Here is a 17,103-nt window from a genome sequence, read left to right on the forward strand (position 1 = left end):
CCGGAGTTGACGATGTCCCGTCCCGTGCCGAAGCCCGGCATTCTCGATATTGCGCCCTACACCCCCGGCAAGAGCCCCGTGCCCGAAGCCGGCCGCAAGGTGTTCAAGCTCTCGGCCAACGAAACCCCGTTCGGCCCGTCGCCGCACGCGATCGCGGCCTATAAGAGCGCGGCGGATCATCTCGAGGATTATCCGGAGGGCACCTCGCGGGTGCTGCGCGAGGCGATCGGCCGTGCCTACGGCCTCGACCCCGACCGCATCATCTGCGGCGCCGGCTCCGACGAAATCCTGAACCTGTTGGCGCACACTTATCTCGGCCCCGGCGACGAGGCGATCTCGTCGCAGCACGGCTTCCTGGTCTATCCGATCGCCACGCTGGCGAACGGCGCCACCAACGTGGTCGCGCCGGAAAAGGACCTGACGACCGACGTCGACGCGATCCTCAGCAAGGTCACGCCGAACACCAAGCTGGTGTGGCTCGCCAACCCGAACAACCCGACCGGGACCTATATTCCGTTCGACGAGGTCAAGCGGCTGCGCGCCGGCCTGCCCTCGCACGTCGTGCTGGTCCTCGACGCCGCCTATGCCGACTACGTCTCGAAGAACGACTACGAGATCGGCATCGAACTGGTCTCGACCACCGACAACACCGTGCTGACCCACACCTTCTCCAAGGTGCACGGCCTCGCGAGCTTGCGGATCGGCTGGATGTTCGGCCCGGCGAATATTGTGGACGCGGTCAACCGCATCCGCGGTCCGTTCAACACGTCGATCCCGGCGCAGCTCGCCGCGGTCGCGGCGATCCAGGACACCGCGCATGTCGACATGTCGCGCGTCCACACCGAGAAGTGGCGCGACCGACTGACCGAGGAGTTCACCAAACTCGGCCTGACAGTGACGCCGAGCGTCTGCAATTTCGTGCTGATGCATTTCCCGACCACGGCGGGCAAGACCGCGGCGGATGCCGACGCGTTCCTGACCAAGCGCGGTCTCGTGCTGCGCGCGCTCGGCAATTACAAGCTGCCGCACGCGCTGCGCATGACCATCGGCACCGACGAGGCCAACGAGCTGGTAATCGCGGCGCTGACCGAGTTCATGGCGAAGCCATGACCGCGCCGCTGTTTCAACGGCTGGCGCTGATCGGCTTCGGCCTGATCGGCGGCTCGATCGCACGCGGCGCGCGGCTGCAGGGTCTCGCGGGCGAGATCGTCGCGACCGCGCGTTCGGCGGGGTCGCGGGCGCGCGTCGCCGAGCTGGGAGTCGTCGACCGCGTGGTCGAGACCAATGCCGAGGCGGTGAAGGACGCCGATCTCGTCATCCTGTGCATCCCGGTCGGCGCCTGCGGCGAGGCCGCGCAGGAGATCGCGGCCCATCTCGCGCCGGGCGCGATCGTCTCCGATGTCGGTTCGGTCAAGGCCGCGGTCGTCAAGGCGATGGCCGAGCATCTGCCGCCGAACGTGCACTTCGTGCCGGCGCATCCGGTCGCCGGCACCGAGAATTCCGGCCCGGATTCCGGCTTCGCCGAACTGTTCATCAACCGCTGGTGCATTCTGACGCCGCCGGAGGGCACCAATGCCGACGCGACCGACAAGCTCGGCGCGTTCTGGCGTGGGCTTGGCGCCAATGTCGAGATCATGACGCCGGAGCATCACGACAAGGTGCTGGCGGTGACCAGCCACCTGCCGCATCTGATCGCCTATACCATCGTCTCGACCGCGCAGGAGCTGGAGGGCGTGACCAGTTCGGAAGTGCTGAAATTCTCCGCCGGCGGCTTTCGCGACTTCACCCGCATCGCCGCGTCCGACCCGACGATGTGGCGCGACGTGTTCCTCAACAACAAGGACGCGGTGCTGGAGATGCTCGGCGAATTCCAGGAGGATCTGTCGAAGCTGACCCGGGCGATCCGCCGCGGCGACGGCGAAGCCTTGTTCGACCATTTCACCCGCACCCGCGCGATTCGCCGCGGCATCGTCGAGATCGGTCAGGACGAGGCCGCCGCCGATTTCGGCCGTAAGCATCCGCAATTGGGCAAGACCGCGGCGGAGTGAGCGGCGGGGATGGGCGCGGCCCCACCCGTCAGGCATCTGCGACGGCGCGCGCGACGCACGTCACCCGCCGTGGTCACGCTGAGGCGACGACGGCGGGTGACGGCCGGGATCTCTTGAGGTCCGACGCGCGGAGCGATCAGCTGTTCGTCGTGACGCTCGGATCGGCCTTCAACTCGCTGTAGGTCTCCTGCTCGCCGCGGACTTCCTTTTCCGCTTCCAGCCAGAATTCCTCGCTGCGGTCCTCCGGGTAGCCGGCCAGTTCCCACTTCTCGCGGGCACGGTGGCGGATACGCTGGGTCAGTTCGTCGTCCATGGCTGCCTCCGGTCAGATGCGTTGCGTGCAACGCAGATTTCTCTATTTCAGGTTGGTGTAATCCTGATGTCAGAGACTGGTTCCTGGGCCCGGTGGGATGCGGTATTCGCATGCAAGCCACGGCGGCGCGTGCGCAGGCCTGTCGCGGCCGCAAATGTCCACCGGAGCAACGACGGGGCGCGTCGTGGCGGCCGTGCTGGACGATCGATACGTCATCACCAACGACAGGACCCGTCATGACCACCTCCTCGCCCAAAGTCGCCCTCGTCACCGGCGCCGCGCGCGGCATCGGGCTCGCAGCGGTGCGATGCTTTCTCGCGGATGGTTGGCGCGTCGCGCTGCTCGATATCGACGGCGACGGCCTGGCCGCGACGATCGCCCACCTGGCCGCGCCGGAGCGGACGCTGGCGCTGCCTTGCGATGTTTCCGATGCCGGCGCGGTCGCGCGCGGCGTCGGCGCGATCGCGACCCGGTTCGGCCGGCTCGACGCGGTGGTCAACAATGCCGGCATCGCGGTGTTCAAGCCGCTGATGGACACCACGCCGGAGGAATGGCAGCGGGTGCTCGCGGTCAATCTCACCGGGCCGTTCCTGGTGATCCAGGCGGCGGTGCCGCTGCTGCGCGACAGCGGCGGCGGCGCGATCGTCAACATCACCTCGATCTCGGCGCTACGCGCCTCGACGCTGCGGGTCGCCTACGGCGCCAGCAAGGCCGGGCTGGCGCATCTCACCAAGCAGTGCGCGGTCGAACTGGCCGCGCTCGGCATCCGCGTCAACGGCGTCGCGCCCGGCCCGGTCGAGACCGCGATGGCCAAGGCTGTCCACACCCCTGAAATCCGCGCCGACTATCGCGACGCCATCCCGCTCGGCCGTTACGGGCTGGAAGACGAACTGGCGGAGGCGATCTACTTCCTGTGCGGCGACCGCGCCAGCTACATCACCGGGCAGATCCTCGCCGTCGACGGCGGCTTCGACGCCGCCGGCATCGGCCTGCCGACCCTGCGCGGCGAACGGCGGAACGGGTAGTTCTCTCCGCCCGCCCATCCTTCGAGGCTCGCTTCGCTCGCGCCTCAGGATGACGCCTCGAGGCTCGCTGGTGCGCCAGCGACAGAACAGCATCCTTCGAGGCTCGCTTCGCTCGCGCCTCAGGATGACGCTTCGAGGCTCGCTGGTGCGCCAGCGACAGAACAGCATCCTTCGAGGCTCGCTTCGCTCGCACCTCAGGATGACGCTTCGAGGCTCGCTGCGCTCTACAACAGGCACGGCATCGTCATCCTGAGGTGCGAGCCGCCTTCGGCTCGCCTCGAAGGATGCGGCGACGCGGCACCGACGAGATAATTGACAATCAGCACGGCGCAGTCATCCTCAAGATGCGAGTATAGCCAGCTTCGAAGGACTCGGCGATGGGCATCTACGTCTACATGCTGCACTGTTCGGACGGCTCGTACTACGTCGGCAGCGCGACGGGGGATGATCTGTCCGCGCGGATCGATCAGCACAATGCCGGCGCCTTCCCCGGCTACACGTTCGTCCGTCGACCGGTCACACTGGTCTGGTCGCAGCATTTCGACCGCATCACCGACGGCATCGCCGCCGAGCGGCAGATCAAAGGCTGGGGTCGGGCCAAGAAGGAAGCGCTGGCAAGGTCCGATTGGGACGGCGTGCAGCAATTGGCGCGTCGCCGCGGCGGCAAGCCAGCGCGGTGAGCTGTGCCGAAACAGCATCCTTCGAGGCTCGCTACGCTCGCGCCTCAGGATGACGGAGTCCCTGTTGTGGGGCTCGAGACAAGCACAGCGTCATCCTGAGGTGCTCGCCCTCTTGGGCGAGCCTCGAAGGATGCGGCCGGCTGCGCTGCGCCTACCCTACGGATTGATCCGCTCGGCCGCGTCGTCGCGCTTCGAGCGGTCGAGATGCATGCGGATGTGGTTGGCCTCGGCGGTGGTCCGGGCCAGCGCGATGGCGCGGTCGAAGGCGGTCCGCGCCTCGTCACGGCGACCCAGCTGCAGCAGCAGCGCGCCCCTGGTGCCGAAATAATGGAAGTAGTTCGACAACCTCTCTTCCAGCGGTGCGATCATCGCCAGCGCCGCCTCGGCGCCGCGCACTTTGGACACCGCGACCGCGCGGTTGAGCGTGATCACCGGCGACGGCTGCAGGATCTCCAGCGAGCCGTACAGCAGATCGATCTGCGCCCAGTCGGTATCCTCGGGCCGGGTCGCACGGGCGTGCAGGGCGGCGATCGCGGCCTGGATCTGATACGCGCCGGTGCGGCGATGACGCATCGCCTTGTCGATCAGCGCCAGGCCCTCGGCGATCAGCTTTGTGTCCCACAGGCCGCGGTCCTGCTCGTCGAGCAGCACGATCTCGCCATGGGCATCGAAGCGCGCCGGCGCGCGCGCATGCTGCAGCAGCATCAAAGCAGTGAGCCCCATGATCTCGGGCTCGGACGGAAACAGCCGCAGCAGCAGCCGCGCCAGCCGGATCGCCTCCTCGCACAAGGGCGCGCGGATTCCCGCAGTGTCGCCCGACGCCGAATAGCCCTCGTTGAAGACCAGGTAGATCATCGCCGCCACCGCGCCCAGCCGTTCGCTGCGCTCCGGCGCGCCCGGGGTTTCGAACGGCACGCGGGCGCGGGCGACTTTGGCCTTGGCGCGGGTGATGCGCTGCTCCATCGCCGCGTCCGACACCAGAAACGCCCGCGCGATCTGCGGCACGGTCAGCCCCGAGACGATGCGCAGCGCCAGCGCGATCTGCTGGGTGGGCGGCAATTCGGGATGACAGCAGATGAACAGCAGCCGCAGGATGTCGTCGCGATAATGCGAGCCGTCGAGCCGCTCGGCGAGCGCGCTCTCGGCGTCGTCGAGATCGGAGATCGCTTCGTCGTCGGGCAGCGGCTGTTGCTTCTTGCCGCGGCGGAGGTCGTCGATCGCGACATTGCGGCCGACCAGGATCAGCCATGCGGCCGGATCGCGCGGCGGGCCGTTCTGCGGCCAGGCTTTCAGCGCCCGCAGGCAGGCGTTCTGGAACGCCTCCTCGGCGGTGTCGAGATCGCGGAAATAGCGCAGCAGCGCGCCGATCGCCTGGGGCCGGGACGCCGTGATCGCGGTGTCGATCCAGGCGAGGTCGGTCATGGCTGCGCGGCTCCCGGCATGAACAGGCCGATCGGACGGATCTCGTAGGCGCCGCCCGGATTGGCCAAAGCGAGATCGCGCGCGACATCGAGCGCGCCGTCGAGATCGGCGCAGTCGACGACATAGAAGCCGAGCAACTGCTCCTTGGTCTCGGCGAACGGACCGTCGATCACCACCGGCGGCTCCGAATCCTTTCGCAGCGTGGTCGCCGCCGTGGTCGGCAGCAGCCGCGCCACCGGGCCGAGCCGGCCCTGCGCGGCCAATTTGCCGTGCACGAGCTTCAGCTTCTCCATCACGGCCGCGTCCTCCTCGCGGCTCCAGGAGCCGACGAAGTCCTCGTCGTGATAGCAAAGGATGGCGTAGAGCATGCGGACGAATCTCCCTTTCTGCACGACGATCGACGTCGCCGTGGCTCGCCAGCATGGCCGACAAGTTTGCAGCAGCCAAGCCCGGCGGATCCGCCCTTGCGAGGACCGCCGCGACGAATCAATCCAGTGCAGTGCCCGCTTTTCCGGATTGCTTCGCTTCGCTCGCAATGACGATTATGTCGCCGCCGGCAGCGGATGCGCGAAGCTCCAGGAATGGCCGAACGGATCGACCACGCGGCCGTAGCGCGCACCCCAGAACGCATCCCAAGGCTCCATCGTGACGATCGCGCCGGCTGCCTCGGCGCGCGCCACCGCGGCGTCGCAATCGGCCACTTCGAGATGCATCGTCACGGCGGTGCCCTTCAGCTCGGTCGGCGGCATCACCGCCTCGTTGCCGTGCTGGGCGCAATATTCCGGGAAGTGATCGGCGAGAAAGATCCGCGCGCCTTCGACATGGATCTCGGCATGCAGCAGCCGCTTGCCGTCATCGGCCGGCATTCGCACCGCCTCGGTGGCGCCGAGCGCCTGCTTGTAGAAGTCGATCGCCGCATTGGCGTCGCGGACGACGAGATGCGGGGTGACAGGTTGGCGAGCGATCATGGCGGGATCGGCGAGAGCAAGTTCGGCGATGGCAGGCTCGGTCATGGTGGCGTCCTCGGTGATGGCTCACCCGCGAAGGACGAACGGCGTCGGCCGCACCCGACAGCCGCCGGCGATATTTTCGCCGTCAGGCCGGGCCGCAGATCAACTCGATCGCCGCGTCCGCGATCTGGTCCAGCGCCGGGCGCGGCGTGCCGGCGCGGGCGCGGACCGACAGCGTATGGACGGTCGCAGCCGCGAGTTGGCCGAGCAACTGCGGATCGGCGGAGGACGGCAGCTCGCCCTGCTGTTGCGCCTGACGCAGCAGGCCGGCGAAGGCCCTGTCGAGTTCACCGAGCGTGTCCTGCACCATCGCGCGGATCTCCGGATCGGCCATCGCCTCGGAGGCCGCGGTCATCACCGTGAAGCAGCCGCGTGGGCCATTTTCGCCCGACAGGTAAATGTCGAGCGTGGCGTCATAAAGCCGCTTCAGCCGCTGCCGCACCGGCGCCTCGCCGGCGATGGCCTCGGTGATCCGGGCGCGGGCGTCCGAGCGATAGCGCGCGAAACTCTTGATGTAGAGCTCGCGCTTGTCGCCGAACGCGCCGTACAGGCTCGGCCGGTTGAGGCCGGTGGCGGCGGACAATTCGTCCAGCGACGTCGCCGCAAAGCCGCTCTGCCGGAACAGATCGAGCGCCTGGCCGAGTGCCTGCTCGGGCTCGTAGCTGCGCGGCCGGCCGCGCTTCTTCGGCGCCGGCGCGGCGTCGGGCATTGCCGGCGATTTCGGCTTGGCGGCGGCGCGCGACGGCGCGCGTGATTTTTGTACCATATCGCATTAAATTCCTTGACCAGATTTATATTATGCGAGACGGTATGAAAATCAACTCGCGGCCGCTCGCGAACGGCCGCCACCCGAGGGAGGTTCCGATGGATCTGTATTTCTCGCCGCTCGCCTGTTCGATGGCCACCCGCATCGCGCTGTACGAAGCCGGCGGAAGCGCCGTCTTTCACGAGATCGACTCGGCGACCAAGACGGTGTTGGCGGACGGCTCGGATTTCCGCAAACTCAATCCGCTCGGGCTGGTGCCGGTGCTGCGCACCGAGACCGGCGTGGTGCTGACCGAGAACGCCGCGATCCTGCAATACATCGCCGACCGTTATCCCTCGAGCCCGATCGGTGCCGGCAGCGGCATCGAGCGCGCCAAGCTGCAGCAATGGCTGAACTTCATCGCCACTGAGTTGCACCGAGGGCTGTTCGCGCTGCTGCTGAAGGCGCCGCCGGACGTGAAGGCCTTCGCCGTCGAGGTCGGCGTGTCGCGGCTCGACTATCTGAACGACCATCTGCAAGGCCGCGACTACTTGCTCGACCGCTTCAGCGTCGCCGACGCCTATCTCGCGACCGTGCTGAACTGGAGCCGCGCGACGCCGCAGATCGACCTGGCGAAATGGCCGGCGATCAAGGCCTACGCCGAATTTCTGCACCAGCGCCCCAGCGTCGCCCGCGCGCTGTCCGAAGAACTGCCGCTGTTCCAGGCCGAAATGGCGCGGCACAAGAAGGCGGCGTAGAGGCCCCTCGAGTTCGTCACTCCGGCAAGCCACACGCCGCAGCTCGCTTCCTCTCCCGCTTGCGGGAGTGGGGCGGCGTGAGGGCGAGCCGAGCAGTGAGTCGGTGAGTTGACGAACTAACTCGGCGGTCGCCCTGAACTCACTCTCCTATTCGCCGAAAGCCCTTCCCCCACCCGGATCGCTGACGCGATCCGACCTCCCTCGCACGCGGGAGAGGTGGCGCAGTGCTCCGTTGAAGGACTTCACGGCAAGGCGAACGGGACGTCTAGGCCAGCAGCCTCGTTTTCAGCTCCGCCAGCGCGCGGGTGAAGATCTTGGCGTCGTCGCGGGCGCGGGCGAGCACCAGCGCGCCCTGGATCGTCAGCACCGCGTCTTCGCTGCGCTTGCGCGCGAGCGATGCGCCGATGCCGCCGCGGCGCAGCGCCGCGGCGAGCGCGTCGTGCCAGCGGGCGAAGTAATCATTCACGGGCTCGGCGAACTCGTCGCGGGCATGGCCGAGCGCGATGACGCCGACCAGGCAGACCCTGTGGCCGGAGCGGAAGTAATCGTCGACGCCGGCGAGCATCGCCACGATCGCGGCGCGCGGATCGTCGGAGCTGCGCAGCGGCGCGAAGATCCGGGTCTCGAACCAGCCGTCGATCTCGGCCAGCACCTCGCCGGCCATCTGCGTCTTGCCGCCCGGAAAGAAGTGATACAGGCTGCCCTTGCCGAGCCCGGTGGCCTGCGAGATCAGCGCCAGCGACGCGCCCTCGTAGCCGTGGGCGCGAAACACCTCGCCAAGCAGCGGCAGCAGAGCCGCGCGATCGGTCATTGCGGCGCTAGTACGGCTCGGCCGCCAGCCCCGGCACGTCCGCGGGGCGCGGGCCCGGCGCCGGCCAGTGGAAGCGGCGCTCGGTTTCCTTGATCGCCACGTCGTTGATGCTGGCCTCGCGGCGGCGCATCAGGCCGGCGTCGTCGAACTCCCATTGCTCGTTGCCGTAGGAGCGATGCCATTGCCCGGCATCGTCGTGCCATTCGTACTGGAACCGCACCGCGATGAAATGGCGGTCGAACGCCCACAGATCCTTGACCAGCCGGTAGTCGTGCTCCTTCGCCCATTTCCGGGTCAGGAAGTCGACGATCGCGTCGCGGCCCTGAAAGAACTCGCCGCGATTGCGCCAGCGGCTGTCGGGCGTATAGGCCAGCGACACCTTGACGGGATCGCGGGAGTTCCAGGCATCCTCGGCCATCCGCGCCTTTTGCGCGGCGGTCTCGCGGGTGAACGGCGGCAATGGCGGGCGCGACATCGCGATATCTTCACGGCGGATGAGTTGCGGCGAAGATTGTACCGATCGGTACAGCGAGTCAAGCGCGCGGTTTCGTCTCCGCCGGCTTCGCCTCCTCCTCCACCGGCATCGTCACCGGCACCGTGAACAGCGTCGGCAGGCTGCGATACCAGGTCGCGATCCAGGCGACGGCGACCAGCAGGCCGATGCCGACGACGCTGACGAAGATCTGCATGGCGATGCCGCCGGAGATCTGCACCAGAATCCAGTGCGCGGTGAACGACAGCATGACGCCGACGCAGAACACCGGCAGCGAACGCTGGCCGCACAGGATGATCGGATGGAGCCGGCGCGAGCGCAGCGCCGGCAGATCCGGCGGCAACAGCTTCACCACGATCGCGAGCAGCGCCAGGAAGTGGATCAGCCGCAGCGGCGCGAGACTCGTCTTGTCGATCGGATAGATCAGCTTGCCGACGGACTCCGGCACCAGCCCGTAGAGCGCCTCGAAATTCCACGACATCGCGATCACCAGCGCGACCAGAACGATCGTCCAGGACAGCGTCTGGTTCGGCCACGACTTCACCCACGGCCGCACCTTCGGACCGTTGCCGAAGCCGCACCAGATCCCGAACACGAACAGGAACTGCCACGCGAACGGGTTGAAGTACCAATGCCCGTCGGGGAACGACGGCAGGTTCCAGCCGAAATGGCGCGACGCCAGATACAGCACGCCGGACGCGGCCAGCGTCCAGTGCGGCCGGCGCAGCAGCCCCCACAGCACCAGCGGCGCCGCGACCACGAACACGATGTACAGCGGCAGCACGTCGAGATTGACCGGCTTGTATTGCAGCAGCAGCGCGTGCTGGATCATGATGTCGGGAGCAGCGAGAAACTGCGCGACGTTGAACTCGTCCTTGTACATCGGATTGTCGAAGCGGCGCGCCGCGCGGGCGATCTGCGCGGTGAAGAACAGGAACAGGAACACGTGCGCGACATAAAGCTGCGCCGCGCGCGTCCACAGCCGCTTGATCGCGGCGACCATCTCGCCGCGGCGCACCGCCGGGCCGTAGGCGAAGCCGATCGAATAGCCGGAGATGTAGACGAAGAATTCGGCGGCGTCGCAGAACCCGTAATTGCGCAGCGTGAACCAGCTCAGCACATTGTAGGGAATGTGATCGACGAAGATCATCCACTGGCCGACGCCGCGCAGAAAATCCAGCCGCAGATCGCGCTCGCCGGGACCGATCGCGACGCCGCGCGGGGTTTCGTTGCTTGCATCCACGCGCCTGTCCTCCCGGTCTTTCGGCCCGAATCATCTCACCAGCCGGCAATCTATCCGACCCGCGCCGCGGCTCCGGTGGGGATGCATGTGACGGAGGATCGCGTGTCCCGCGTGCCACGGGCATTCGTGTCCGGCGCGATGCGGACCGACCCATCGCGATCGTCGTCGCGGCGGCCTGCACCGGAACCGCCTTGCGCGACGGACCTCAATGCAATTTCACCGTCGGCGTCGGCCGCGTCGCGCCGGACAACATGCTGAGCAGCGTCCGGCTGCGGCCGTACAACGCCGCCTCGTGCATCTTGTACAGCGAGTTGTACATGAAGCGCGCGAAATAGCCCTCGATCATGAAGCTCTTGCTCACCAGCGAGCCCATCAGGCTGCCGACGGTCGAATATTTGCCGAGCGACACCAGCGAGCCGAAATCGCGATATTGAAACCCGCCGAGCGCTTCGCCCTTCAGCCGCCTGTCGATCTGCGCCAGCATGAATTCGGCTTCCTGATGCGCCGCCTGGGCGCGCGGCGGAATGCCGTTCTCGTAGCCGGGAATCGCGCAGGCGGCGCAATCGCCGAGCGCGAACACGTCGTCGTCGCGGCTGGTCTGCAGCGTCGGCCGGACCACCAGCTGATTGATGCGGCTGGTCTCGAGCCCGTCGATGTCCTTGAGGAAATCCGGCGCGCGCACGCCGGCGGCCCATACCACCAGTTCCGACGGAACCACCTCGCCGTCGGCGAGACGGATGCCGTCGACCAGCACCTCGGCGACCCGCGCCTTGGTCCGCACCTCGACGCCGAGATCCTGCAGCAGCTTCAGCGTCGCCTGCGAAATCCGCGGCGGCAGCGCCGGCAGGATGCGGTCGGCGGCCTCGATCAGCACGATCTTGAGGTCGTGCTCGGGATCGATCTTGTCGAGGCCGTAGGCGATGATCTCGCGCGCGGTGTGGTGCAGTTCGGCGGCGAGTTCGGTTCCGGTGGCGCCGGCGCCGATGATCGCGACGTGGAGCTGACCGGGCGCGATCGGCGTGTGTTGATGCTGCGCCCGCAGGCAGGCATTGACCATGCGGCGGTTGAACCGCGTCGCCTGCTCCGGCGTCTCCAGCGGCACCGCGTGCTCCTTTGCTCCGGGCGTGCCGAAATCATTGGTGACGCTGCCGACCGCCACCACCAGCGTGTCGTAGCCGAGGCTGCTGGCGGGATTGATCTCGCGCCCCTCCTCGTCGATCACCGGGGCGAGCGTGATCGTCTTCGCGGCGCGATCGAGCCCGACCATTTCGCCGAGCCGGTAGTGGAACCCGTGCCAATGCGCCTGCGCCAGATAGTTGAGCTCGTGCTGCGAGCGGCGCAACGAGCCGGCGGCGATCGCGTGCAGCAGCGGCTTCCAGATGTGGGTGCGGCTGCGATCGACCAGCGTGACGCGCACATTATCGGACTTGCCGTATTTGTCGCCGAGCGCGGTGGCGAGCTCGAGCCCGCCGGCGCCGCCGCCGACGATGACGATCCTGTGGGGTGTTGTCTCGGTCATGATGCATCCCAACGTAGCGGACCGCCGGTGCGTTCCGTGTAGCATCAAAGCCCGGGTCTCCCTAGCAACGCCCTAACGCCGCGCACAGGATCAGGCGACGTCGGCTTTCATCGCCACCCGTAATGGTACCGGGATCGGGCGGGCGCGACCGCCGGAGACGAAGGCGACCTTGACGCTGGCTTTCAGCAGCAGCAGTTCGTCCCGTCTGATTTCCTGCTGCATGGTGATCGACGCACCGCGGACTTCTACGGGGCGGGTGATCACGTCGAGCAGATCGTCCATCTTGGCGGACTTCAGGAAATCGAGCTGCATCGCCCGCACCACGAAGGCGAAGCCCGGTGTCTCGCTCTCGGCTTCGGCGAACAATTCGCTCTGCGCCGCGCCGAGCAGCCGCAGATAATTGGTCCGCCCGCGCTCCATGAAGCGCAGATAGTTGGCGTGATAGACGATGCCAGAGAAGTCGGTGTCTTCGTAATAGACGCGGACCTGCATGTGGTGAGCGCCGTCGATGATGGCGCCGTCGAGGGGATGGGACACTTGTTCTACCTGTATTGCAGAAGCGGAAGCTATCAACGTCGTCATGGCCGGGCTCGTCCCGGCCATCCACGTTCTTCACGCGACGTCTGCCGCAAGGCGTGGATGCCCGGCACAGGGCAGGGTATGATGAGTGGAGAGAGACATCAGCTATTCGGGGGCCCAATGAATGCTACCCGCTCCCGAGCCCGCGCCAGAAACGTCTTCGAGTCCCACGGCACGACGCGCCCAGCTTCGACATCGGCCATTCCCTCGTCGATCGAAGCCTTGAGCGCGCGGAATTTTTCAGCCTGTTCGACGAGACGAGCCACCGCATGCTCACGCATGTCGTCCGGCATCATCTCCAAGGCTTCGACGGCTTTTTCGATCACGGAGCTCATCAGCCGAATATAGCTGATTTTGGCGCCGATGCGAGTGTCGTTACGCCTCTTCCTCCCCGCCGAACAGCCCGAACTGCCCGGGCTCGCGCGAAGGCTCGGCGAGGCCGAGGTGCTTGAAGGCGTGCGGCGTCAAGAGGCGGCCGCGCGGGGTGCGCTGCAGATAGCCGCACTGGATCAGATAGGGCTCGATGATGTCCTCGATGGCGTCGCGCGGCTCCGACAGCGCCGCCGCCATGGTCTCGACGCCGACCGGGCCGCCGCCATAGTTCAGCGCGATCGTCGACAAGTAACGCCGGTCCATCGCGTCGAGGCCGGCGGCGTCGACTTCGAGCGCGCCGAGCGCGTGGTCGGCGATCTTGCGGTCGATCGCTTCGGCATCGGCTGCCGAGGCGAAATCGCGGACCCGGCGCAGCAGCCGGCCGGCGATGCGCGGCGTGCCGCGGGCGCGGCGGGCGATCTCGTTGGCGCCGTCCGCCGTGATACCGGTGCCGAGCACGCGGGCGCCGCGGCTGACGATGCTTTCCAGCTCTTCAATCGTGTAGAAGTTCAGCCGCACCGGAATGCCGAAGCGGTCGCGCAGCGGATTGGTCAGCAGGCCCGCGCGCGTGGTGGCGCCGACCAGGGTGAATTTCGACAGCTCGATCTTGACCGAGCGCGCCGCCGGACCTTCGCCGATGATCAGATCGAGCTGAAAATCCTCCATCGCCGGATACAGCACTTCTTCCACCGCCGGGCTGAGGCGGTGGATCTCGTCGATGAACAGCACGTCGCGCTCTTCGAGATTGGTCAGCAAGGCTGCGAGATCGCCGGCCTTGGCGATCACCGGGCCCGAGGTGGCGCGAAACCCGACGCCGAGTTCGCGGGCGACGATCTGCGCCAGCGTGGTCTTGCCGAGGCCGGGGGGCCCGACGAACAGCACGTGGTCGAGCGCCTCCTTGCGCTTGCGGGCGGCGTCGATGAACACCTGCAGATTGGCGCGCGCCTTCTCCTGCCCGACGAATTCGGACAGATTCTGCGGCCGCAGCGCCGCATCGCCGAGATCATCGCCGCGGCGCTCGGGGGTGACGAGGCGGGAGGGGTCAGTCATGGCGCGAGGATAGCATGGTGAGTGTGCACTGCGCCCTCTTCTCCCCTCCCCCTTGCGGGGAGGGAGCCTGCCCCGGACTTGATCCGGGGTCGGGGGTGGGGGGCTGCGGGCACGGCGTGCGCGTCGCCCTCACCCCAGCCCTCTCCCGCACGCGGGAGAGGGGGCGCGCCGGGCGCGGGGAGATCGCAGCAGCCATCATCAGCGCAGCCCTCACAACACGCGCTCCCGGCTGTATTTGTTCGGCAGCAACTCGCTGATGCGGACGCCTTCGACGCCGTCCGGGCCGGGCACCAGCACGCGGGCGCCTCGGTCGTAGTCGAAGATCAGTTCGCGGCAGGCGCCGCAGGGCGACACCACGCGGACCTCGCGGTCAGTCTCATGCGGCTTGGGATGGCGCACCGCCACGATGGTCTCGATGCCGGCCTCGCCGAGCTGCGTGATCACCTGTCCGAGCGCGACGGCTTCGGCGCACACCGCCATGCGGCCGAGATACGCGTCGAGATTGACGCCGACGAAGCGCCGGCCCGAGCGGGTCAGCAGCGCGGCGCCGACCTCCTGCCAGTCGTTGCGATAGCGCCGGCTGATCGCCTCGATCGCGCTGGCGATCAACTCGCGGTCGGTCTCGGTCAGGCTCACTTAGACAGCTCCTTCAAGCCGAGCTTGATCAGTTGCGCGGTCGCGGCATCGTCGCCGGCGGCGCGGGACGCAGCCGCAATCGCGGCGGCGGCCTGCGGCTGGCCGTAGCCGAGATTGACCAGCGCCGAGATCGCGTCCGTCACCGGGCGCGGCGCGCGGTGATCGTCGAGCGCGCCGGACAGATGCACCACCGCCGGATCGACATTGCCGAGCGCCGGCACCTTGTCCTTCAACTCGGTGACGATGCGCTCGGCGACCTTAGGCCCGACGCCGGGCGTGCGCGCCACCGCCGCCTTGTCGCGCAGCGCGATGGCGTTGGCGAGGTCGTTCGGCGGCAGCGTCGACAGCACCGCCAGCGCCACCTTGGCGCCGACGCTCTGCACCGTCTGCAGCAGCCGGAACCATTCGCGCTCGGTATCGGTGCGGAAGCCGAACAGCTTGATCTGATCCTCGCGCACATAGGTCTCGATCGACAGCACCGCCGCCTCGCCCGGCGCCGGCAGCGCCTGCAGCGTGCGGCTGGCGCAATGCACCTGATAGCCGACGCCGTGGACGTCGAGCACCACATAGTCCTCGCCGTAGGAATCGATGATGCCTTTGAGCTTGCCGATCATGCAACCGCTCCGGGGAGGCGCGATCTTGATATCGGAATCGCCAAGCGGCACTCCGCAACCTCTCCCGCTTGCGGGGGAGGTCGGATCGCGTAGCGATCCGGGTGGGGGAAAAGCTCTCCGCGCAACGCGGACTCAGTGCTCGGCTCGCCCCCACCCCGGCCCTCCCCCGCAAGGGCGGGAGAGGGAGAAGTTGTGCCCGCGTCGCCCTCACCCCAGCCCTCTCCCGCAAGCGGGAGAGGGAGCGCGCTGTGCGCGGGGCTGGTTCCGCGGATGAACACGCTCATCCCCCCACCGCCCTCAGCCGCTGCGCGGCGACGCGGTGGTGGGCGTGGGTGATGGCGATGGCGAGGGCGTCGGCGGCGTCCGCGGTGCGCGGATCGGCCTTGGGCAGCAATATCTTCAGCATCATCTGGATCTGGACCTTGTCGGCATGGCCGGCGCCGACCACCGTCTTCTTGACCTGGTTGGGCGCGTATTCGGCGACCAGAATGCCGTGCATCGCCGGCGCCAGCATCGCCACGCCCCGCGCCTGGCCGAGCTTCAGCGTGGCGGCGCCGTCCTTGTTGACGAAGGTCTGCTCGACCGCGGCCTCCGCCGGCGCGAACTCGGCCAGCACCTTCTCGAGCCCATGATGGATCGCCAGCAGCCGCTCCGCCAGCGTCAACGTGTCCTTCGGTTCGACCGAGCCGCAGGCCACGAACACCAGCCGATTGCCGTCGCTCTCGACCACGCCCCAGCCGGTGCGGCGAAGGCCGGGGTCGATCCCCAGGATGCGGACAGCGGTGCGAATCGGCGGAAGGCTCATGGCGCAGTGATAACGCCAGATAGACGTGAACGAAACAGAAACGGTTTGGACGACGGGATCATCCCCACCCACGTCATCCCCGCGAATGCGGGGATCCAGTATCCCAGAACGCCGACGTTTGGCCGCAGCGGCGGCTACGCCCCACCATGAACGCTCTGGGATACTGGGTCGCCCGGACGAGCCGGGCGATGACGTGGTGTTGTGGGGCGGCGCCGTCCGTTCGCGAGTGGCTCACCCCGCCATCTTCGCCATCAAGGCGTCCGACACTTCGAAATTGGCGTAGACGTTCTGGACGTCGTCGTGGTCGTTGAGGTGATCCATCAGCTTGAACAGCTTCTCGCCGGTCTCGTCGTCGACCGCGACGGTGTTCTGCGGCTTCCAGATCAGCGCCGCCTTGCGGGCCTCGCCGAATTTGGCTTCGAGTGCCTTGGCGACGTCGCGGAACGTGTCCTGCGACGCATAGACCTCGTGGCCGGATTCGGACGACGCCACGTCGTCGGCGCCGGCCTCGATCGCGGCTTCGAGCATGTCGTCCGCAGAGGCCTTGTCGGCGTCGTATTCGATCACGCCGGTGCGGTCGAACATGAACGACACCGAGCCGGTTTCGCCGAGATTGCCGCCGGATTTGGTGAAGAACGAGCGGATGTCGGAGGCGGCGCGGTTGCGGTTGTCGGTCAGCGCCTCGACGATCACCGCGACGCCGCCGGGGCCGTAGCCCTCGTAGCGGATCTCGTCGTAGTTCTCGCTGTCGCCGCCGATCGCCTTCTTGATCGCGCGCTCGATATTGTCCTTCGGCATATTCTCGGCCCGCGCCGCGATCACGGCGGCGCGCAGCCGCGGGTTCATCGCCGGGTCCGGCGTGCCGAGCTTGGCGGCGACGGTGATTTCGCGGGCCAGCTTGCTGAACGCCTTGGACCTCTGGGCATCCTGCTTGCCCTTGCGGTGCATGATGTTCTTGAATTGGGAATGTCCGGCCATGC

Annotated in this window: 21 protein-coding genes; 5 read left to right on the forward strand and 16 right to left on the reverse strand. The window is 67.5% G+C overall.

The features are described 5' to 3' along the window. Window positions 1-12 precede the first annotated feature (12 nt). Both RPB_RS21430 and RPB_RS21435 read left to right on the forward strand, forming a co-directional pair. Complete coding sequence (locus RPB_RS21430) at window positions 13-1,110, forward strand: pyridoxal phosphate-dependent aminotransferase (protein WP_011443126.1); 1,098 nt, start codon at window positions 13-15, stop codon at window positions 1,108-1,110. Beyond that, window positions 1,107-2,048 carry a prephenate/arogenate dehydrogenase family protein gene (locus RPB_RS21435; RefSeq protein ID WP_011443127.1) on the forward strand — a complete coding sequence of 314 codons (942 nt, stop codon included), beginning with the start codon at window positions 1,107-1,109 and terminating at the stop codon, window positions 2,046-2,048. The genes RPB_RS21430 and RPB_RS21435 overlap by 4 nt, the downstream gene beginning before the upstream one ends. A gap of 136 nt (window positions 2,049-2,184) precedes the next feature. Here the strand turns inward: RPB_RS21435 and RPB_RS24330 are convergent, their stop codons facing one another. Then, window positions 2,185-2,361 (reverse strand): DUF2934 domain-containing protein, encoded by a 177-nt coding sequence (locus RPB_RS24330; RefSeq protein WP_011443128.1) that lies wholly within the window; start codon window positions 2,359-2,361, stop codon window positions 2,185-2,187. Between the two features lie 236 nt (window positions 2,362-2,597). Here RPB_RS24330 and RPB_RS21440 point away from each other — a divergent pair, with 236 nt between their 5' ends. Next, on the forward strand, window positions 2,598-3,386 hold the full coding sequence (locus tag RPB_RS21440; RefSeq protein WP_011443129.1) for an SDR family NAD(P)-dependent oxidoreductase: 789 nt from the start codon (window positions 2,598-2,600) through the stop codon (window positions 3,384-3,386). A 377-nt stretch (window positions 3,387-3,763) separates the two neighbouring features. Continuing rightward, complete coding sequence (locus tag RPB_RS21445; RefSeq protein ID WP_011443130.1) at window positions 3,764-4,066, forward strand: GIY-YIG nuclease family protein; 303 nt, start codon at window positions 3,764-3,766, stop codon at window positions 4,064-4,066. A gap of 156 nt (window positions 4,067-4,222) precedes the next feature. Here RPB_RS21445 and RPB_RS21450 read toward each other — a convergent pair whose 3' ends face one another. The 4 genes from RPB_RS21450 to RPB_RS21465 all read right to left on the reverse strand — a co-directional run bounded on the left by RPB_RS21450 (window position 4,223) and on the right by RPB_RS21465 (window position 7,264). After that, entirely contained in the window at window positions 4,223-5,488 is a 1,266-nt protein-coding gene (locus RPB_RS21450) for an RNA polymerase sigma factor (RefSeq protein ID WP_011443131.1), read from the reverse strand. Then, entirely contained in the window at window positions 5,485-5,856 is a 372-nt protein-coding gene (locus tag RPB_RS21455; protein WP_011443132.1) for a YciI family protein, read from the reverse strand. Before RPB_RS21455 ends, RPB_RS21450 begins: the two co-directional genes overlap by 4 nt. 174 nt (window positions 5,857-6,030) lie before the next feature. After that, window positions 6,031-6,501: a VOC family protein gene (locus RPB_RS21460; protein WP_011443133.1), complete on the reverse strand. Its 471-nt coding sequence runs from the start codon at window positions 6,499-6,501 to the stop codon at window positions 6,031-6,033. Between the two features lie 82 nt (window positions 6,502-6,583). Then, window positions 6,584-7,264, reverse strand: coding sequence for a TetR/AcrR family transcriptional regulator (locus RPB_RS21465; protein WP_011443134.1), 681 nt, complete (start codon window positions 7,262-7,264; stop codon window positions 6,584-6,586). Between the two features lie 98 nt (window positions 7,265-7,362). Between RPB_RS21465 and RPB_RS21470 the strand changes: the two genes are divergently transcribed. After that, window positions 7,363-8,001 (forward strand): glutathione S-transferase N-terminal domain-containing protein, encoded by a 639-nt coding sequence (locus RPB_RS21470; RefSeq protein WP_011443135.1) that lies wholly within the window; start codon window positions 7,363-7,365, stop codon window positions 7,999-8,001. A gap of 265 nt (window positions 8,002-8,266) precedes the next feature. On the opposite strand, the gene RPB_RS21475 is transcribed toward RPB_RS21470, so the two are convergent. The 11 genes from RPB_RS21475 to RPB_RS21525 form a co-directional block, all read right to left on the reverse strand. Further along, the gene (locus RPB_RS21475; RefSeq protein WP_011443136.1) at window positions 8,267-8,812 is read right to left on the reverse strand and encodes a TetR/AcrR family transcriptional regulator; all 546 of its coding nucleotides are present in this window, start codon (window positions 8,810-8,812) and stop codon (window positions 8,267-8,269) included. A 7-nt stretch (window positions 8,813-8,819) separates the two neighbouring features. Further along, entirely contained in the window at window positions 8,820-9,287 is a 468-nt protein-coding gene (locus RPB_RS21480; RefSeq protein WP_011443137.1) for a DUF1348 family protein, read from the reverse strand. Window positions 9,288-9,345: 58 nt separating this feature from the next. Then, window positions 9,346-10,548 (reverse strand): OpgC domain-containing protein, encoded by a 1,203-nt coding sequence (locus RPB_RS21485; RefSeq protein ID WP_011443138.1) that lies wholly within the window; start codon window positions 10,546-10,548, stop codon window positions 9,346-9,348. A gap of 205 nt (window positions 10,549-10,753) precedes the next feature. Continuing rightward, window positions 10,754-12,067 carry an NAD(P)/FAD-dependent oxidoreductase gene (locus RPB_RS21490; RefSeq protein ID WP_041798399.1) on the reverse strand — a complete coding sequence of 438 codons (1,314 nt, stop codon included), beginning with the start codon at window positions 12,065-12,067 and terminating at the stop codon, window positions 10,754-10,756. Window positions 12,068-12,157: 90 nt separating this feature from the next. Next, the gene (ybgC, locus tag RPB_RS21495; protein WP_011443140.1) at window positions 12,158-12,649 is read right to left on the reverse strand and encodes a tol-pal system-associated acyl-CoA thioesterase; all 492 of its coding nucleotides are present in this window, start codon (window positions 12,647-12,649) and stop codon (window positions 12,158-12,160) included. A gap of 98 nt (window positions 12,650-12,747) precedes the next feature. Then, the gene (locus tag RPB_RS21500; protein ID WP_157038881.1) at window positions 12,748-12,972 is read right to left on the reverse strand and encodes a hypothetical protein; all 225 of its coding nucleotides are present in this window, start codon (window positions 12,970-12,972) and stop codon (window positions 12,748-12,750) included. Window positions 12,973-13,021: 49 nt separating this feature from the next. Next, on the reverse strand, window positions 13,022-14,068 hold the full coding sequence (ruvB, locus tag RPB_RS21505) for a Holliday junction branch migration DNA helicase RuvB (RefSeq protein ID WP_011443141.1): 1,047 nt from the start codon (window positions 14,066-14,068) through the stop codon (window positions 13,022-13,024). A 210-nt stretch (window positions 14,069-14,278) separates the two neighbouring features. Next, window positions 14,279-14,704: a cytidine deaminase gene (locus RPB_RS21510; RefSeq protein ID WP_011443142.1), complete on the reverse strand. Its 426-nt coding sequence runs from the start codon at window positions 14,702-14,704 to the stop codon at window positions 14,279-14,281. Further along, window positions 14,701-15,318: a Holliday junction branch migration protein RuvA gene (ruvA, locus tag RPB_RS21515; protein WP_011443143.1), complete on the reverse strand. Its 618-nt coding sequence runs from the start codon at window positions 15,316-15,318 to the stop codon at window positions 14,701-14,703. The genes RPB_RS21510 and ruvA overlap by 4 nt, the downstream gene beginning before the upstream one ends. 280 nt (window positions 15,319-15,598) lie before the next feature. After that, the gene (gene ruvC / locus RPB_RS21520; RefSeq protein WP_041798402.1) at window positions 15,599-16,123 is read right to left on the reverse strand and encodes a crossover junction endodeoxyribonuclease RuvC; all 525 of its coding nucleotides are present in this window, start codon (window positions 16,121-16,123) and stop codon (window positions 15,599-15,601) included. A gap of 231 nt (window positions 16,124-16,354) precedes the next feature. Then, the gene (locus RPB_RS21525; RefSeq protein ID WP_011443145.1) at window positions 16,355-17,101 is read right to left on the reverse strand and encodes a YebC/PmpR family DNA-binding transcriptional regulator; all 747 of its coding nucleotides are present in this window, start codon (window positions 17,099-17,101) and stop codon (window positions 16,355-16,357) included. Window positions 17,102-17,103: the final 2 nt, after the last annotated feature.

Origin of the sequence: Rhodopseudomonas palustris HaA2 (assembly GCF_000013365.1) — a bacterium.
Lineage (GTDB): Bacteria > Pseudomonadota > Alphaproteobacteria > Rhizobiales > Xanthobacteraceae > Rhodopseudomonas > Rhodopseudomonas palustris_J.

What these genes read in the sequence shown, in the direction of transcription:
- RPB_RS21490 (WP_041798399.1), bottom strand. Translation starts at nt 12,067, where the DNA reads ATGACCGAGACAACACCCCACAGGATCGTCATCGTCGGCGGCGGCGCC.
- RPB_RS21440 (WP_011443129.1), top strand. Translation starts at nt 2,598, where the DNA reads ATGACCACCTCCTCGCCCAAAGTCGCCCTCGTCACCGGCGCCGCGCGC.
- RPB_RS21465 (WP_011443134.1), bottom strand. Translation starts at nt 7,264, where the DNA reads ATGGTACAAAAATCACGCGCGCCGTCGCGCGCCGCCGCCAAGCCGAAA.
- RPB_RS21470 (WP_011443135.1), top strand. Translation starts at nt 7,363, where the DNA reads ATGGATCTGTATTTCTCGCCGCTCGCCTGTTCGATGGCCACCCGCATC.
- RPB_RS21430 (WP_011443126.1), top strand. Translation starts at nt 13, where the DNA reads ATGTCCCGTCCCGTGCCGAAGCCCGGCATTCTCGATATTGCGCCCTAC.
- RPB_RS21445 (WP_011443130.1), top strand. Translation starts at nt 3,764, where the DNA reads ATGGGCATCTACGTCTACATGCTGCACTGTTCGGACGGCTCGTACTAC.
- RPB_RS21525 (WP_011443145.1), bottom strand. Translation starts at nt 17,101, where the DNA reads ATGGCCGGACATTCCCAATTCAAGAACATCATGCACCGCAAGGGCAAG.
- RPB_RS21460 (WP_011443133.1), bottom strand. Translation starts at nt 6,501, where the DNA reads ATGACCGAGCCTGCCATCGCCGAACTTGCTCTCGCCGATCCCGCCATG.
- RPB_RS24330 (WP_011443128.1), bottom strand. Translation starts at nt 2,361, where the DNA reads ATGGACGACGAACTGACCCAGCGTATCCGCCACCGTGCCCGCGAGAAG.
- ruvB (WP_011443141.1), bottom strand. Translation starts at nt 14,068, where the DNA reads ATGACTGACCCCTCCCGCCTCGTCACCCCCGAGCGCCGCGGCGATGAT.
- RPB_RS21480 (WP_011443137.1), bottom strand. Translation starts at nt 9,287, where the DNA reads ATGTCGCGCCCGCCATTGCCGCCGTTCACCCGCGAGACCGCCGCGCAA.
- ruvA (WP_011443143.1), bottom strand. Translation starts at nt 15,318, where the DNA reads ATGATCGGCAAGCTCAAAGGCATCATCGATTCCTACGGCGAGGACTAT.
- ruvC (WP_041798402.1), bottom strand. Translation starts at nt 16,123, where the DNA reads ATGAGCCTTCCGCCGATTCGCACCGCTGTCCGCATCCTGGGGATCGAC.
- ybgC (WP_011443140.1), bottom strand. Translation starts at nt 12,649, where the DNA reads ATGACGACGTTGATAGCTTCCGCTTCTGCAATACAGGTAGAACAAGTG.
- RPB_RS21475 (WP_011443136.1), bottom strand. Translation starts at nt 8,812, where the DNA reads ATGACCGATCGCGCGGCTCTGCTGCCGCTGCTTGGCGAGGTGTTTCGC.
- RPB_RS21435 (WP_011443127.1), top strand. Translation starts at nt 1,107, where the DNA reads ATGACCGCGCCGCTGTTTCAACGGCTGGCGCTGATCGGCTTCGGCCTG.
- RPB_RS21455 (WP_011443132.1), bottom strand. Translation starts at nt 5,856, where the DNA reads ATGCTCTACGCCATCCTTTGCTATCACGACGAGGACTTCGTCGGCTCC.
- RPB_RS21450 (WP_011443131.1), bottom strand. Translation starts at nt 5,488, where the DNA reads ATGACCGACCTCGCCTGGATCGACACCGCGATCACGGCGTCCCGGCCC.